Annotated in this window: 13 protein-coding genes and 1 riboswitch; of the genes, 2 read left to right on the forward strand and 11 right to left on the reverse strand. The window is 55.9% G+C overall.

Annotated features, from left to right (window positions below):
* Nucleotides 1-2 precede the first annotated feature (2 nt).
* A complete protein-coding gene (panS, locus tag ACQUTI_RS20510; RefSeq protein ID WP_017900130.1) occupies nucleotides 3-932 on the reverse strand; it encodes a ketopantoate/pantoate/pantothenate transporter PanS in 930 nt (309 codons plus the stop codon).
* A gap of 138 nt (nucleotides 933-1,070) precedes the next feature.
* Entirely contained in the window at nucleotides 1,071-2,420 is a 1,350-nt protein-coding gene (gene lysC / locus ACQUTI_RS20515) for a lysine-sensitive aspartokinase 3 (RefSeq protein ID WP_017900129.1), read from the reverse strand.
* 179 nt (nucleotides 2,421-2,599) lie between these two features.
* Nucleotides 2,600-2,835: riboswitch (Lysine riboswitch) on the reverse strand.
* Nucleotides 2,836-3,183: 348 nt separating this feature from the next.
* On the opposite strand from lysC, the gene pgi reads away from it, so the two are divergent.
* Nucleotides 3,184-4,833: a glucose-6-phosphate isomerase gene (pgi, locus tag ACQUTI_RS20520; RefSeq protein WP_004206271.1), complete on the forward strand. Its 1,650-nt coding sequence runs from the start codon at nucleotides 3,184-3,186 to the stop codon at nucleotides 4,831-4,833.
* Nucleotides 4,834-4,881: 48 nt separating this feature from the next.
* Here the strand turns inward: pgi and ACQUTI_RS20525 are convergent, their stop codons facing one another.
* The 6 genes from ACQUTI_RS20525 to ACQUTI_RS20550 all read right to left on the reverse strand — a co-directional run bounded on the left by ACQUTI_RS20525 (nucleotide 4,882) and on the right by ACQUTI_RS20550 (nucleotide 8,757).
* Entirely contained in the window at nucleotides 4,882-5,337 is a 456-nt protein-coding gene (locus tag ACQUTI_RS20525; protein ID WP_062913530.1) for an acyltransferase, read from the reverse strand.
* Between the two features lie 8 nt (nucleotides 5,338-5,345).
* Nucleotides 5,346-5,855: a GNAT family N-acetyltransferase gene (locus tag ACQUTI_RS20530; RefSeq protein WP_407265105.1), complete on the reverse strand. Its 510-nt coding sequence runs from the start codon at nucleotides 5,853-5,855 to the stop codon at nucleotides 5,346-5,348.
* 108 nt (nucleotides 5,856-5,963) lie between these two features.
* The gene (locus ACQUTI_RS20535) at nucleotides 5,964-6,344 is read right to left on the reverse strand and encodes a RidA family protein (RefSeq protein WP_043519204.1); all 381 of its coding nucleotides are present in this window, start codon (nucleotides 6,342-6,344) and stop codon (nucleotides 5,964-5,966) included.
* A 19-nt stretch (nucleotides 6,345-6,363) separates the two neighbouring features.
* Nucleotides 6,364-6,684 carry an AzlD domain-containing protein gene (locus tag ACQUTI_RS20540; protein ID WP_004206276.1) on the reverse strand — a complete coding sequence of 107 codons (321 nt, stop codon included), beginning with the start codon at nucleotides 6,682-6,684 and terminating at the stop codon, nucleotides 6,364-6,366.
* On the reverse strand, nucleotides 6,677-7,417 hold the full coding sequence (locus ACQUTI_RS20545) for an AzlC family ABC transporter permease (RefSeq protein ID WP_004206277.1): 741 nt from the start codon (nucleotides 7,415-7,417) through the stop codon (nucleotides 6,677-6,679). The genes ACQUTI_RS20540 and ACQUTI_RS20545 overlap by 8 nt, the downstream gene beginning before the upstream one ends.
* A 62-nt stretch (nucleotides 7,418-7,479) precedes the next feature.
* Entirely contained in the window at nucleotides 7,480-8,757 is a 1,278-nt protein-coding gene (locus tag ACQUTI_RS20550; RefSeq protein WP_100098483.1) for a serine dehydratase subunit alpha family protein, read from the reverse strand.
* 370 nt (nucleotides 8,758-9,127) lie between these two features.
* Here ACQUTI_RS20550 and psiE point away from each other — a divergent pair, with 370 nt between their 5' ends.
* Nucleotides 9,128-9,538, forward strand: a complete 411-nt coding sequence (gene psiE, locus ACQUTI_RS20555; RefSeq protein ID WP_004206282.1) for a phosphate-starvation-inducible protein PsiE — start codon at nucleotides 9,128-9,130, stop codon at nucleotides 9,536-9,538.
* 191 nt (nucleotides 9,539-9,729) lie between these two features.
* Here the strand turns inward: psiE and malG are convergent, their stop codons facing one another.
* The 3 genes from malG to malE form a co-directional block, all read right to left on the reverse strand.
* Nucleotides 9,730-10,620: a maltose ABC transporter permease MalG gene (gene malG, locus ACQUTI_RS20560; protein ID WP_002884725.1), complete on the reverse strand. Its 891-nt coding sequence runs from the start codon at nucleotides 10,618-10,620 to the stop codon at nucleotides 9,730-9,732.
* Nucleotides 10,621-10,776: 156 nt separating this feature from the next.
* A complete protein-coding gene (malF, locus tag ACQUTI_RS20565; RefSeq protein WP_017900124.1) occupies nucleotides 10,777-12,321 on the reverse strand; it encodes a maltose ABC transporter permease MalF in 1,545 nt (514 codons plus the stop codon).
* A gap of 117 nt (nucleotides 12,322-12,438) precedes the next feature.
* Nucleotides 12,439-13,629, reverse strand: coding sequence for a maltose/maltodextrin ABC transporter substrate-binding protein MalE (malE, locus tag ACQUTI_RS20570; protein WP_004206285.1), 1,191 nt, complete (start codon nucleotides 13,627-13,629; stop codon nucleotides 12,439-12,441).
* Nucleotides 13,630-13,959: the final 330 nt, after the last annotated feature.

The following is a 13,959-nucleotide window of genomic DNA, read 5'->3' on the forward strand; positions in this document are numbered from 1 at the left end:
GCTCAGCGCTTGCTGGCTTTTTTGGCGATGGGCTTCCCTGACCAGTATCCGGCCAGCAGCGAACCGGACAGGTTATGCCAGACGGAGAATAGGGCTCCCGGCAGCGCCGCCAGCGGGCCGAAGTAAATTTTACCCAGCGCGGCCGCCAGGCCGGAGTTCTGCATCCCTACCTCGATCGCCAGCGTACGGCAGGTGGATTCATCAAAACCAAACAGACGTCCGCCCCAGTAGCCGCCGAGCAGGCCAATGGTGTTATGCAGGATCACCGCGATAATCACCACCAGGCCAACGGACGCGATATGGGCCGCGGAACCCGCCACCACCGCGCTGATGATCGCCAGAATGCACACCATCGAGAAAGCGGGGAGGAACGGTTCCACCGCTTTCACCACCTTCGGCAGCAGATGATGGACAATCAGCCCCAGGGCGATGGGAATGACCACAATCTGCAGAATGCTCAGCAACATCCCCATGACGTCGACCTGAATGTGCGCGTCGACGTACAGACGGGTCAGCAGCGGCGTCGCGATGACGCCGACCAGGGTGGAGACCGAGGAGATAGTCACCGACAGCGCCACATCCCCTTTGGCCAGAAAGATCATCACGTTGGAGGCCGTCCCGCTGGCGACGCTGCCCACCAGCACCATCCCGGCGGAGAGCTCCGGCGGCATATGAAACAGCAGCGCCAGCAGCCAGGCGGCGAGCGGCATCACCAGATAGTGCAGAAATATCCCTGCAGCGACCGGCGCCGGACGCGACAGGACGCGTTTGAAATCCGCCAGCTTTAGATGTACCCCCATACCGAACATAATCAGCATCAGCAGGGTGGTAACCCACGGGCCGATCGGGGTGAAAGTGGTGGGGGTGTAATAGGCCAGAACGGAGAGCAGCAGTGCCCATAACGGGAACAGCCGCGTCAGAGTTGCGAGCATGTTGTGTTCCTTGCGATACGCAAACCGGCCGCGCCGAACCGGTAGGGCGGCGAGCTGGTCAGCTGGTTGTGTTGATGTTGTTATAAAAAAGCCGGGTTCGAGCCCGGCTATAGGTATTGTTTATCGTGCTAAGGAATTTTATTCAAACAAATTATGATGCAACGTCTGCACCACCTTCTCCGCATCGGCGCCAGGGACCAGGAAGCAGAGGTTGTGGCTGGATGCGCCATAGCAGATCATGCGGATGTTAAACGGATCAAGGACGCCAAACACCTCTTTGCCGACGCCGCAGGCTTTCGACAGCTCGTTGCCGATCAGGGCAACCAGCGCCAGGTCTTCTTCCACTTCCACGCGACACAGCGAGGAGAGCTCGGTCAGCAGCGCCTGGGTCAGCAGGGTATCGCCCGCAGAGGTTGAGCCAGTGGTGTCCATGGTCAGGGCCACGCTCACTTCGGAGGTGGTGATCAAATCGACGGAGATGTTATGGCGCGCCAGAATACCGAACACTTCGGCGAGGAAGCCGCGGGAGTGCAGCATATTCAGGCTGTGTAGCGTCAGCAGCGTCTGGCGGCGACGCAGCGCCAGCGCACGGAACAGCGGCGGGTTCTCGGTGGTTTTACACACCAGCGTACCGCCCGCTTTAGGTTCTTTACTGGATCCGACAAATACCGGGATATCGCTGCGCACGGCAGGCAGCAGGGTCGCCGGGTGCAGCACTTTAGCGCCGAAGGTGGCCATTTCCGCCGCCTCTTCAAAGGCGATGACGTCGATGCGTTTCGCCGCTGGTGCGACGCGCGGGTCGGTCGTATAGATCCCGGGCACATCGGTCCAGATATCGACGCGGGTGGCATTCAGCGCTTCGCCGAGCAGAGCGGCGGTATAATCGCTGCCGCCGCGGCCGAGGGTGGTGGTGCGGCCCTTCGCTTCGCTGCCGATAAAGCCCTGCGTCACCACCAGGCCTTCCGCGAGACGCGGCGTCAGCTGCTGCTGGGTCAGTTCGGCGACAGCGGCGATATCCGGTTCGGCGCGGCCAAAGCGATCGTTAGTGCGCAGCACTTTACGGGCGTCAAACCATTGCGCCTGAATTCCGCGTTCACGCAGAATCTCCACAAACAGCAGGGTGGACATCAGTTCGCCATGGCTGACCAGTTCGTCAGTCAGCGCGCTAGAGGAGGCGAGCGCGGCGGCTTCCGCCAGCGTGGTGATATTTTCCAGCAGGCGCTCAATCTCTTCGCGGATCACGTTGGGATAGCGCAAACGCTCCAGAATATTGAACTGGATCTGGCGCAGAGCGTCCAGCTGGGAAAAACGTTCGGTGGGTTCCAGCCCTTCCGCTAAGGCCACCAGAATGTTGGTCACGCCGGCAGAGGCGGAGAGCACAACAATACGGGTATTGGCATCAAGCAGCGCCACATCAATGCTGCGGTTCATCGCGTCAAAATCAGCAACGCTGGTGCCGCCAAATTTGGCGACGACTAAATCTGTCATAACAACCTCGTGTCAGGGGGCCTGACTTATTAAAACGATTCCTGAACACCGATCCTGGCAGGGGCTGGATGCCGCCGGATCGCAACAAAATGTCTTAATAAGCCAGGCCAAATTATTCAGCCATGGCACAAGGGAAGAGCGATAAACAGGGTGGCGCAGAATGATAAACAACTACGATGTCACCCAGAAGTGCTCCACCTTGTAGACCCGACTCACCGCTCTGGGCGCTGAAGTGTTCGGGTATGAAACGCCCGACTGCGAACGTTTCTGGTGACAACCCAGGGGATTCAGCCCCTGTGGCCGGTGAGGAGCGTAACCAGACGCTCTTTCACCTCGGCGTTGCTCCCCCTCACGTATTTTCGCCGGACTGGTTCCTCCAATACGGTTACCTGGGCAACGCACCTCTTCTGGCAATTACCGACGTCTTTCACCTGGCCGGGGGAATAAGGACATTATATCCCCCGCGAATACCCTTTCGCTGTAGCGTGAAATGCGCGAGCAATAGATACTTACAATACGTAAGCACTGCGGATATATAAAGGCTTAACGCCAGCTATGTCAACGCTGCGGTTATGCGGATTTTTCATGCCCCTGCGGCTAACAGAAAAAAGCCTTATGATAGCTATACTAATGGGGCTTTTTACTCCGTATTGACCCGATTCCTGACCGGCGTCAGGGACAAGTCACAAAAATCATCACAATTTTCCGTCACCGGCGCTACAATCGACCGAAGTCACAATCTCAAATCAGAAGAGTATTGCTAATGAAAAACATCAACCCAACGCAGACCTCTGCCTGGCAGGCATTACAGAAACACTTCGACGAAATGAAAGATGTCACTATCAGCGAGCTGTTCGCCAAAGATAGCGACCGTTTTTCTAAGTTTTCCGCGACGTTTGACGATCTGATGCTGGTGGACTTCTCCAAAAACCGCATCACCGAAGAGACGCTGGCTAAACTACAGGATCTGGCGAAAGAGACCGACCTGGCGGGCGCCATCAAGTCGATGTTCTCCGGTGAAAAGATCAACCGCACCGAAGATCGCGCGGTACTCCACGTCGCGCTGCGCAACCGCAGCAACACGCCGATTGTGGTTGATGGCAAAGATGTGATGCCGGAAGTGAACGCTGTGCTGGAGAAGATGAAAACCTTCTCTGAAGCGATTATCTCCGGTAGCTGGAAAGGCTACACCGGCAAACCGATCACCGACGTGGTCAACATTGGTATCGGCGGCTCCGACCTCGGTCCGTTCATGGTCACCGAAGCGCTGCGTCCGTATAAAAACCACCTCAACATGCACTTTGTCTCCAACGTCGATGGCACCCACATTGCCGAAGTGCTGAAGAGCGTCAATCCGGAAACCACCCTGTTCCTGGTCGCGTCCAAAACCTTCACCACCCAGGAGACCATGACCAACGCCCACAGCGCGCGCGACTGGTTCCTGGCGACCGCGGGCGACGACAAGCACGTGGCTAAACACTTCGCGGCGCTCTCCACCAACGCGAAAGCGGTTGGCGAGTTCGGCATCGACACCGCCAACATGTTCGAATTCTGGGACTGGGTTGGCGGCCGTTACTCCCTGTGGTCGGCGATTGGCCTGTCCATCATTCTCTCCGTGGGCTTCGACAACTTCGTTGAGCTGCTGTCCGGCGCGCATGCGATGGATAAACACTTCTCCACCACCCCGGCGGAGAAAAACCTGCCGGTACTGCTGGCGCTGATCGGTATCTGGTACAACAACTTCTTCGGGGCAGAAACCGAAGCGATTCTGCCGTACGACCAGTACATGCACCGTTTTGCCGCCTACTTCCAGCAGGGCAACATGGAGTCCAATGGTAAGTATGTTGACCGTAATGGCCACGCCGTGGACTACCAGACGGGTCCGATCATCTGGGGCGAGCCGGGCACCAACGGTCAGCACGCGTTCTACCAGCTGATCCATCAGGGCACCAAAATGGTACCGTGCGATTTCATCGCCCCGGCTATCACCCACAACCCGCTCTCCGATCATCATCCGAAGCTGCTGTCCAACTTCTTCGCCCAGACCGAAGCCCTGGCCTTCGGTAAATCCCGTGAGGTGGTGGAGCAGGAATATCGCGATCAGGGTAAAGATCCGGCGACCCTGGAGCACGTGGTGCCGTTCAAAGTGTTCGAAGGCAACCGCCCGACTAACTCCATCCTGCTGCGTGAGATCACCCCGTTCAGCCTCGGGGCGCTGATTGCTCTGTACGAGCACAAAATCTTCACCCAGGGCGCGATCCTCAACATCTTCACTTTCGACCAGTGGGGCGTTGAGCTGGGCAAACAGCTGGCTAACCGCATCCTGCCGGAGCTGAAAGACGGCAGCGAAGTCAGCAGCCACGACAGCTCCACTAACGGTCTGATTAACCGTTATAAAGCCTGGCGCGCATAACGCTTGCGCAGCTAAGACGGAATGCCGACCTTATGGTCGGCATTTTTTTTACAGCCGTCGCAGCAGGCGGGCTGGATTCCCCGCCCACACGCCTTTCTCGGTGATGGACTTCGTCACCACGCTGCCCGCGCCAATCACCACGCCGTCGCAGATACTGACGGCCAGAATCGTGGCGCCGCTACCGATCGACACGTCGTCGCCAATCTCAATCCGCCCCCAACTGGCGCGGTCGGCGTTTGGTTTGCCGTCGCGAAACAGATCGTTGGCGAACATCACCCCGTGACCGATAAAACAGCGCCGACCAATGGTGACGTACTCGCAGATAAAGGTATGAGACTGGATTTTACTCTCCGCGCCGATGCGGGTATTCCCCTGGATCTCAACGAACGGCCCGACGAAGACGTTATCGCCCAGCGTGCAGTTATACAGGTTGGCGGGCTGGTAAATAACGACATTTTCACCACAAACGACGTTACGTACGCCGGTGTCACGAAGCTCAGGCATAGTTCCTCTCATAGCGGTTTGGCCAGAATATGTAAGGTGCTTTGCTGGCTGGCGGAATGAAAAGTTGCGTCTCTGATGTGCTGCATCCCCTGGCGTTCGTAAAAACGGCGCGCGGCGGGATTCGCGGCGAGTACTTCCAGCCACAGCCAGCTTTCACCGGCCGTTTTTGCTCGCGTCTCGACGGCGTGAAAAATCTGCTCGCCGTAGCGGTGGCCAGTCTTCCCCGGCATCATGTAGAGCTTATGCAGCAGCGTACCCGTCGTGCCGTCGTCAACCATTCGCTGTTGATAGCTATATTTAGCGAAACCAACGGGGGAAGCGGCTTCGGCGATGAGCCAATGATGGTTGGCATCGGTAAGACTCCGATGTAGCGCATCTTCGGCATATTCTTGCTTAAGAAATAACGCCAATTCATCGGCATTGCGCCAGAGATGGGCGAAGTGGTGCTGGTAACTGGCATAACCCATCGCGCTCAGTTGTGGCGCGTCGTCGGGTAATGCCTTTCGGATAGTCAACATGCTGCGTTCCTCGGGTCATTCAGTGGCTATAGTGCCTGTAATATGAACAACGTGGAACGACAAAAATCGGTGGGGAAGGGGCTGGAGGTTCTTCCTCCAGCCGGAGGGTTAACGGGCGAAAGCGATCGCTTCGATTTCGACGCCAGCGTCTTTCGGTAACCTGGCCACTTCCACGCAGGAGCGCGCCGGAAAGGCCGCCTGATGTTCGGTAAAGAAGGCCTCGTAGGCGGCATTGATGGCGGCAAAATCCGCCAGGTCTTTCACAAACACCGTGGTTTTGACGATCTGACCAACGCTGAGGCCGGCGGCTTCGACGATGGCTTTCACGTTCTCCAGCGACTGGCGCGCCTGTTCGGCAATGTCGTCGGGCATGGTGCCGTCCTGCGGATTAATGGGCAGCTGGCCGGAGGTGATGGTCATCGCGCCGAGATTGACACCCTGAACGTACGGACCAATCGCGGCGGGCGCGTCAGCGGTAGTAATAATCATGGGGTTACCCTTCAAACAGTTACAGAAAATAATTCAACAGCACCAGTGAGCCGACGCCGCTGACCACCACCCACACCAGACCCAAACGGAAGCTGGCGAGCGTACAGATAATAGCGGCGATCACCTTCGGGTTTTTTAAGTCGAACTCCATGCTGGAATTCACGCTCAGGATCTGAATGGTGATGATGGCCGGCAGGACGGTGACCGGCACGAAGCGCAATGTTTTGGTCACCCGCTCAGACATCTGGATCTTGCCGGCCAGGCCGATAAACGAGAAACGAATAAGAAAAGTGACCGCGGCCATGCCCAGCGTCAGGGCGATAAAGTAGCTATTACTCATTTTCCAGCGCCTCCACTAACGGCATATCGGATTCGGTTGTTGCCCTCTGCTTGCGCTCTTCCGCCAGGTCGACGCACAGGCCGGCGAGGACGCCGAGCACGGAGGCGACGACGATACCCAGCGAGTAGGGCAGGACCACTAACAGCACGCCGGAAACGGCGGCCACTACCGCGGCGACGGTGCAGGCCTGGCTTTTAATTTGTGGCACCACGATGGCGATAAAGGCGGCGACCATGGCGAAATCGAGACCGTATTTTTCAATGTGGGGAAACGAGGCGCCGACCAACGCGCCAAGAAAATCGGCCAGCACCCAAATCGCCCAGAAGGTGATCATCGCCGAGCCATAAAACAGATATTTTTCCTTTTTATTTCCTTCCATCTCTTTAACGGTGGTGGCATACACCTCGTCGGTGAGCGCATAGGACATAAAGCATTTTTTAAAGAATGAGGCTTCGCGCACGGTACCGGAAATAGAGGCGCTATACAGCACGTGGCGAAGATTAATAATTAATGTGGTGAAAATAATCACGCCGAGCGTGGCGCCGGTTTTTAACATATTCAGTGCCAGCATCTGCGCCGAGCCGGCAATCACAATCGCCGACCACGCGGTACTTTGCCAGACGCTCATTCCGGCGCTGACGCTTAACGCGCCAACAATGAACGAGAAAGGAAAGTCCCCGATGCACAGGGGCATAATGGCGCTGGCGCCGCGTAATATGACTTTTTTATTCATCGTAAAATACCTGTTGGTGCAGGCAATAAATCATTATTGCGTAGGGTACAAAAGGGCTGGTCTTATTTGCTGACCATAATGCGAATGATCTCTTTATCAGTTTGCGCCATAGGCTTAATCACGAGGCGGCACAGGTTATTAATCGACTGTTCGACGTCGGCGCAGACAATGCCGTCGTTGGCGCTGGCGCAGCGGTTTTGCATCGCCATCAATACAGATTTAAAGGCGCTGGAGACCACCGAGGACACCTTCATCGCGCAGCTGTTGGAGGCGCCATCACAAATCATGCCGGTAACATCGCTAATCATATTGATGATGGCGGTGTTGATGGTTTCGATATTGCGGGTAAAAAGCCATGCCATACCGGCGGCGGCGCCCATGGCGGCGGTGGAGGCCGCGCACAGTGCGGACAGGCGGGTATAGCGCGAATGGATGGAAATGGCCGTCAGATGTGAGAGCGCCAGCGCGCGAGCGAGCGTCTCTTCATCGGCATTCAGATGCTCGGCGACGGTTACCACCGGCATGGTCGCCGCGATCCCCTGGTTGCCAGAGCCGAAGTTCGACATAGCCACCACCGGGGCGCCGCCCATACGCGCATCGGAAGCCGCGACGGTGTTGATAATGACCTCACTCATTAAGTCATTGCTTAACAAACCATTTTTAACGGCTTCAGAGAATGTTCCGTTAATATTCAACCCATACTTTTTCGATTTTCCTTCTGCAGCCAGTGCGCTATTGAGGCGGGCGGCTTCCAGAATAAACGTAATATTCTCAACCGGGGTGGAGATAATAAAGTCATACGCTTCCTGGAGAGAGAAAGTTGGCAGTTCGGCCTGCGCTGTGGCGCTATTTTCCCCGGCGTGTAATGGCTGCTGTTCGCCATTAATATATAACTCGACCACATTGGTATGCGTGCCTTTTACCACGACGCGACAGGTCTGGTCACCGGCGCTGAGGGTGAGATCGAGATGAATAAAGTCAGGCGTGTCCTGGACGTCAATATTAACGTGGCCGGCGTCCACCAGCGCTTGTGCCTGTTCCACATGCTGTGAAGTAATGCCTGCCAGGGTCTGTAATCCCTTATCGGCATCGCCGCCAAAGGCGCCGATGGCGGCGGCCAGCGCGACGCCATTCACTGTCGTGCCGGGAATCGTGACGCCCGTGGCGTTTTTATACAGGTTGGCAGAAATAAAACCGCTAATTTTTTCGCAGGGTATCGCTAAATGTTTCGCGGCGTAAGCGGTGGTAAATGAAATAGCAACGGGTTCAGTACAACCTAATGCTGGTACGACTTCTCGCTGTAGCCAGCGAATAAAAAGAGAGGATGTTTGGTCAGACATTATTATGATTCCTGGACGTAAGATGATGAGGAAATATGCTAAGGGAATCGGCAGAAAAAAACTTTCTCAAATAACCCTTTATTTATTAAGGTCTGGAGAAAAATTTTATTTTTAGCCATATCTAAACATGCAGGCTTGTATGTAAATTAAGCTATTGATTAACAATGGTTGTATAAGCAAATTTTTATGCAAATCATGGGAATCAGTTATGTCGATCACACGCCGTTAAGGAGAGCATTTTTCTCTTTTGCCGAAATCCTGCCCTGAGGGCGAAAAAAATTAAAGCCCACGCGGTGAGGGGTAACTGTAGATCTGGATCACACTTTTGCGCTATACCGGACGCAATAAGGACTGATTATGAGGTGTGAATATGTCGTCGGTTTATCGCCCACTGGTGAATTTTATCGCCACTGCGATGCAAACGGTTTTGAATCTTGGGCTGCTGTGCCTGGGGATTATACTGATCGTCTTCCTCGGTAAAGAGACGCTGCATCTGGCCGATGTCCTCTTTACCCCGGAGCCGACCAGTAAGTACCGGCTGGTGGAAGGTCTGGTGGTCTACTTTCTCTACTTCGAGTTTATCGCGCTGATCGTCAAGTATTTTCAGTCGGGGTTCCATTTCCCGCTGCGCTATTTTGTCTATATCGGCATCACCGCGATTGTGCGTCTGATCATCATCGACCATGAGTCGCCGATGGCGGTACTTATTTATTCCGCCGCGATCCTGATTCTGGTGATTACGCTCTGGCTGTGTAACTCTAATCGCCTGAAACGCGAATAAAAAAAAGCGGCCTCCAGGGCCGCTGACCAACAGTCACAAATAGAATTTATGTAGGGTCCAGTTGAGGATAGCAGTGGCATTGGCCTTACTTTTTCAGCTGAGGGCGACGGCGACAATACCCGGTTGGGGTCGTGTATTGCGGCTAGACCGTCGGCCCTCCTCTGAAATTTGGGGCCGGTGTTACAAAAAACTTAACCTTTCACCCCGCCTGCCGTCAGGCCGTTCACCAGCCAGCGCTGCGCCAGCAGGAACACGACCGTAATCGGGATGGCGGAGAGTACCGCCGCGGCGGCAAAGTCGCCCCACAGATAGTTCTGCGGGTTGAGATACTGTTGCATACCTACCGCCAGGGTATAGCTGTTCACATCGCGCAGCAGCAGCGAGGCGACCGGCACTTCGGTGATAGCCGCGATGAACGACAGAATAAAGACCACCGCCAGAATCGGCACCGACAGCGGCAGCAGTACGAGGCGGAACGCCTGCCATGGGGTCGCGCCATCCAGCGCAGCCGCTTCTTCCAGCGAGCCATCGATGGTTTCGAAGTAGCCTTTGATGGTCCAGACGTGCAGGGCGATACCGCCCATGTAGGCAAAGATCACGCCGCCGTGGGTGTTGAGGCCGACGAACGGGATGTACTGGCCCAGGCGGTCAAACAACGCGTACAGCGCCACCAGCGACAGCACCGCCGGGAACATCTGGAAAATCAACATCCCTTTCAGCAGGGTCGCTTTCCCCGGGAAGCGCATACGGGCAAAAGCGTAGGCGCAGGTGGTGGAGAGGGCGACGATACCGATCGCGGTGATCCCGGCGACCTTAATCGAGTTCCACAGCCACAGCAGGACCGGGAACGGCGGCGGCGTGACGCGGCCATCCGCGTGTTCGACGCTGAAGCCTAACGCCAGACGCCAGTGCTCCCAGGAGATGGTATCCGGGATCAGGCTGCCGGTGGCGAAGTTACCCTCGCGCAGCGAGATGGCGATAACCATCAGCAGCGGAAACATAATCGCGGCGATAAAAATCAGTAGCAGGAGATGCGTGGTAAATAAACGTAGCTTCTGCGATTTGGGTTGGACCATAGCCATTGTAATCTTACTCCCCTTGACTTCGCACCAGGCTATTTTGCTTGCCATTTTGAACTCGGGCAGTGCTCAGAATCCTCACGTACTACGTGTACGCTCCGGTTCTTCCGCGCTGGCCGAGTCCAAACTGCCCGCGCCAATAACGCCTGGTTATTCCAATTAATCAAACTTCATGCGTGTGGCTTTCAGGTTCACAATCGCTAACGCGCCAACCAGCAGGAAGATAAGCGTTGCGATAGCCGCCGCCAGGCCGAAGTCCTGACCGCCGCCGCCTTCAAAGGCGATACGGTAGGTGTAGCTCACCAGCAGGTCGGTATAACCGGCCGGGGTGGTGGTGCCGAGACGGTCCGGACCACCGTTGGTCAACAGTTGAATCAGGACGAAGTTGTTAAAGTTAAAGGCGAAGCTGGCGATCATCAGCGGCGTCAGCGGCTTAATCAGCAGCGGGAAGGTAATTTTAAAGAAGTTCTGGAACGGGCCGGCGCCATCCATTGCCGACGCTTCGTACAGATCGTCCGGAATCGCCTTCAGCAGCCCCATGCACAGGATCATCATGTACGGGTAGCCCAGCCAGGTGTTGACGATGATGATCATGGTGCGCGCGGTGGTCGGGTCGCTAAACCACGCCGGCTTAATGCCGAACAGCGTGCTGAGCATCATGTTGATTTCACCAAAGCTCTGGTTGAACAGACCTTTGAAAATCAGAATCGAAATAAATGACGGTACGGCATACGGCAGAATCAGCAGGACGCGGTAAATCGCTTTGCCTTTCAGTGCTTCCCACTGCACCAAGCAGGCAAGGATCATCCCCACCGCGACGGTCAGCACCACGGTCAGCACCGAGAACACCACCGTCCAGACGAAGATCGCGAAGAACGGTTTCTGGATGCCTTCATCGTGGAAGACGCGGGTAAAGTTGTCCCAGCCGATAGTCACGGTGTAGCCCGGGCTCAGCTTTTCTGTGCCCCAGCTACCGTCGGCGTTGATGGCCTGGTAGAAACCAACGTCGTTGTTCGGGCGGTATTTGACGTGGGTTTGATTGTTGGTCAGCACGCCGTTTTCGCCAAGCGTATACAGCGGTTGGGTGCCGGAGAACTGGCGCAGCGAGCTCATGATCACTTTGCTGTCGTCAGGCAGCACGGCGGTCAGCTGGTTCAGCGCGGTGCGGTTCTGGGTAATGACGCGCAGGTTGGCGCGCTCGCCTTCCGGCAGGGCGTCGGTTTCTTTTAACGCCAGCTTCTGCTCGCCGCCGAATTTAAAGGCGTCGGAAAGGTAGTTTTTACCGCTCTCACCGTCGGTCAGGGCCAGCTTCCACTCGTCGCCTGCCGGGATCAGCGTGAAGTTATAGGCTTTGCCGGCCTGGAAGGAGCGATCCATCAGCACCTGCTGCGCGCGCTCAAAGGTCAGCTGGTTGGTGCTGCTGTAGTTGGTGAACGCGATAGCGATAGTACAGATCAGCGGAAACAGGACAAACAGGCCCATGCCGGCGAGGCCGGGATAGACATAGCGCCAGGCATAAGCCTTGCGGTTAGCGAAAATATACAGGCCAACTGAGCTTAAAATCAGCGTCATGATGGCGAACAGGTACTCCCCCTGGGCGTACATCAAAACAACAAGGTAACCCACCAGCAGGCACAGTAAGCCAATCACAGACCATGTGAGTTGCGGACTTTGCCACCAGTGTTTCTTTTTAACGGCATCCATGGGGATCATCCTCTACAGCGGTGAAAGCTTATTTGTCAGGTGGCGCTTCGCTTACCTGACCTACGGTCCGAGCCGTAGTGGTAGGGCGGGTAAGCGCAAGCGCCACCCGCCGTTTTCTTACTTGGTGATACGGCTCTGGGCATCCTTCAGCGCAGCATCGACAGTCTGACGACCGCTGGCGGCGTTGATAACCGCGGTACGAACGGCATACCAGAAGGCAGACATCTGTGGGATGTTAGGCATGATTTCGCCTTTCTGGGCGTTCGCCATGGTGGCGGCGATGCGCGGATCTTTTTCCAGTTTTTCCTGGAAGGATTTCAGCGCCACGGCACCCAGCGGTTTGTCGTTGTTAACCGATTCCAGACCCTGATCGGTCATCAGGTAGTTTTCGAGGAACTCTTTCGCCAGCTCTTTATTCGGGCTGGCGGCGTTGATCCCCGCGCTCAGCACGCCAACGAACGGTTTCGATGGTTTGCCTTTAAAGGTCGGCAGCAGGGTCACGCCGTAGTTAACCTTGCTCTTATCGATGTTAGACCACGCCCACGGACCGTTGATGGTCATCGCGGTTTCACCTTTGTTGAAGGCCGCTTCCGCGATGGAGTAATCGGTATCGGCATTCATGTGCTTGTTCTTGATCAGGTCAACCAGGAAGGTCAGGCCCGCTTTCGCGCCTGCGCTGTCCACGCCGACGTCTTTCACATCGTACTTGCCGTTTTCAAACTTGAACGCGTATCCGCCGTCGGCAGCGATCAGCGGCCAGGTGAAGTACGGTTCCTGCAGGTTGAACATCAGCGCGCTCTTACCTTTCGCTTTCAGTTCTTTATCCAGCGCCGGGATCTCTTCCCAGGTCTTCGGCGGGTTCGGCACCAGGTCTTTGTTGTAAATCAGGGACAGCGCTTCCACCGCGATCGGGTAGGCGATCAGTTTGCCGTTATAGCGAACGGCATCCCAGGTGAACGGATAGAGTTTGTCCTGGAACGCTTTGTCCGGGGTGATTTCCGCCAGCAGGCCGGACTGCGCGTAGCCGCCGAAACGGTCATGCGCCCAGAAGATGATGTCCGGGCCGTCGCCGGTCGCCGCAACCTGCGGGAATTTCTCTTCCAGCTTGTCCGGGTGTTCTACGGAAACTTTAATGCCGGTGTCTTTTTCAAACTTTTTACCCACTTCAGCGAGGCCGTTGTAGCCTTTGTCGCCGTTAATCCAGATAACCAGCTTACCTTCTTCAATTTTCGCGAGGGCAGAGGCGGAAAACATCATCGTGGTCAGTGCCGACAGCGCGAGGATGCGAGCGCCAGTTTTGATTTTCATATACCCGTCCTTTTTGGTGTTGTACTCGTGGATACACTTCGGTGGCTTAACGATGATGAGTTTCCTTTTTTAACAACCCCTTTCCATCCTCCCCAGGTCTACGCCCCACCCGCTGGTTGTGTGATCTCCATTGCAAAAACGGCCGTATTGCGTCCTGGAGCACAGAAAAAAGCGCCCAATTTTGTCGCCTCCATCACGAAATCACGCGCCGCCCGCCATCCCCCGCGGCGAGAGCCAATCTCTCATCCTCCCATCTCCTCCCCCATAAAAAAGCCGGGGGGTGGAGGATTTGCCCGGCTAATGAATGCCGCATAGTCGACCCATCTTGAA

It is taken from the genome of Klebsiella sp. 7-CIP_Kleb. (assembly GCF_050378655.1).
GTDB classification, from domain to species: domain Bacteria; phylum Pseudomonadota; class Gammaproteobacteria; order Enterobacterales; family Enterobacteriaceae; genus Klebsiella; species Klebsiella quasipneumoniae.

Bases quoted from the DNA above. Each gene is read 5' to 3' on its own strand.
- ACQUTI_RS20530 (WP_407265105.1), bottom strand. From the start codon at position 5,855: ATGTTGACTATCCGAAAGGCATTACCCGACGACGCGCCACAACTGAGC.
- malG (WP_002884725.1), bottom strand. From the start codon at position 10,620: ATGGCTATGGTCCAACCCAAATCGCAGAAGCTACGTTTATTTACCACG.
- pgi (WP_004206271.1), top strand. From the start codon at position 3,184: ATGAAAAACATCAACCCAACGCAGACCTCTGCCTGGCAGGCATTACAG.
- panS (WP_017900130.1), bottom strand. From the start codon at position 932: ATGCTCGCAACTCTGACGCGGCTGTTCCCGTTATGGGCACTGCTGCTC.
- psiE (WP_004206282.1), top strand. From the start codon at position 9,128: ATGTCGTCGGTTTATCGCCCACTGGTGAATTTTATCGCCACTGCGATG.
- malE (WP_004206285.1), bottom strand. From the start codon at position 13,629: ATGAAAATCAAAACTGGCGCTCGCATCCTCGCGCTGTCGGCACTGACC.
- ACQUTI_RS20525 (WP_062913530.1), bottom strand. From the start codon at position 5,337: ATGCCTGAGCTTCGTGACACCGGCGTACGTAACGTCGTTTGTGGTGAA.
- malF (WP_017900124.1), bottom strand. From the start codon at position 12,321: ATGGATGCCGTTAAAAAGAAACACTGGTGGCAAAGTCCGCAACTCACA.
- ACQUTI_RS20540 (WP_004206276.1), bottom strand. From the start codon at position 6,684: ATGAGTAATAGCTACTTTATCGCCCTGACGCTGGGCATGGCCGCGGTC.
- ACQUTI_RS20545 (WP_004206277.1), bottom strand. From the start codon at position 7,417: ATGAATAAAAAAGTCATATTACGCGGCGCCAGCGCCATTATGCCCCTG.
- lysC (WP_017900129.1), bottom strand. From the start codon at position 2,420: ATGACAGATTTAGTCGTCGCCAAATTTGGCGGCACCAGCGTTGCTGAT.
- ACQUTI_RS20535 (WP_043519204.1), bottom strand. From the start codon at position 6,344: ATGATTATTACTACCGCTGACGCGCCCGCCGCGATTGGTCCGTACGTT.
- ACQUTI_RS20550 (WP_100098483.1), bottom strand. From the start codon at position 8,757: ATGTCTGACCAAACATCCTCTCTTTTTATTCGCTGGCTACAGCGAGAA.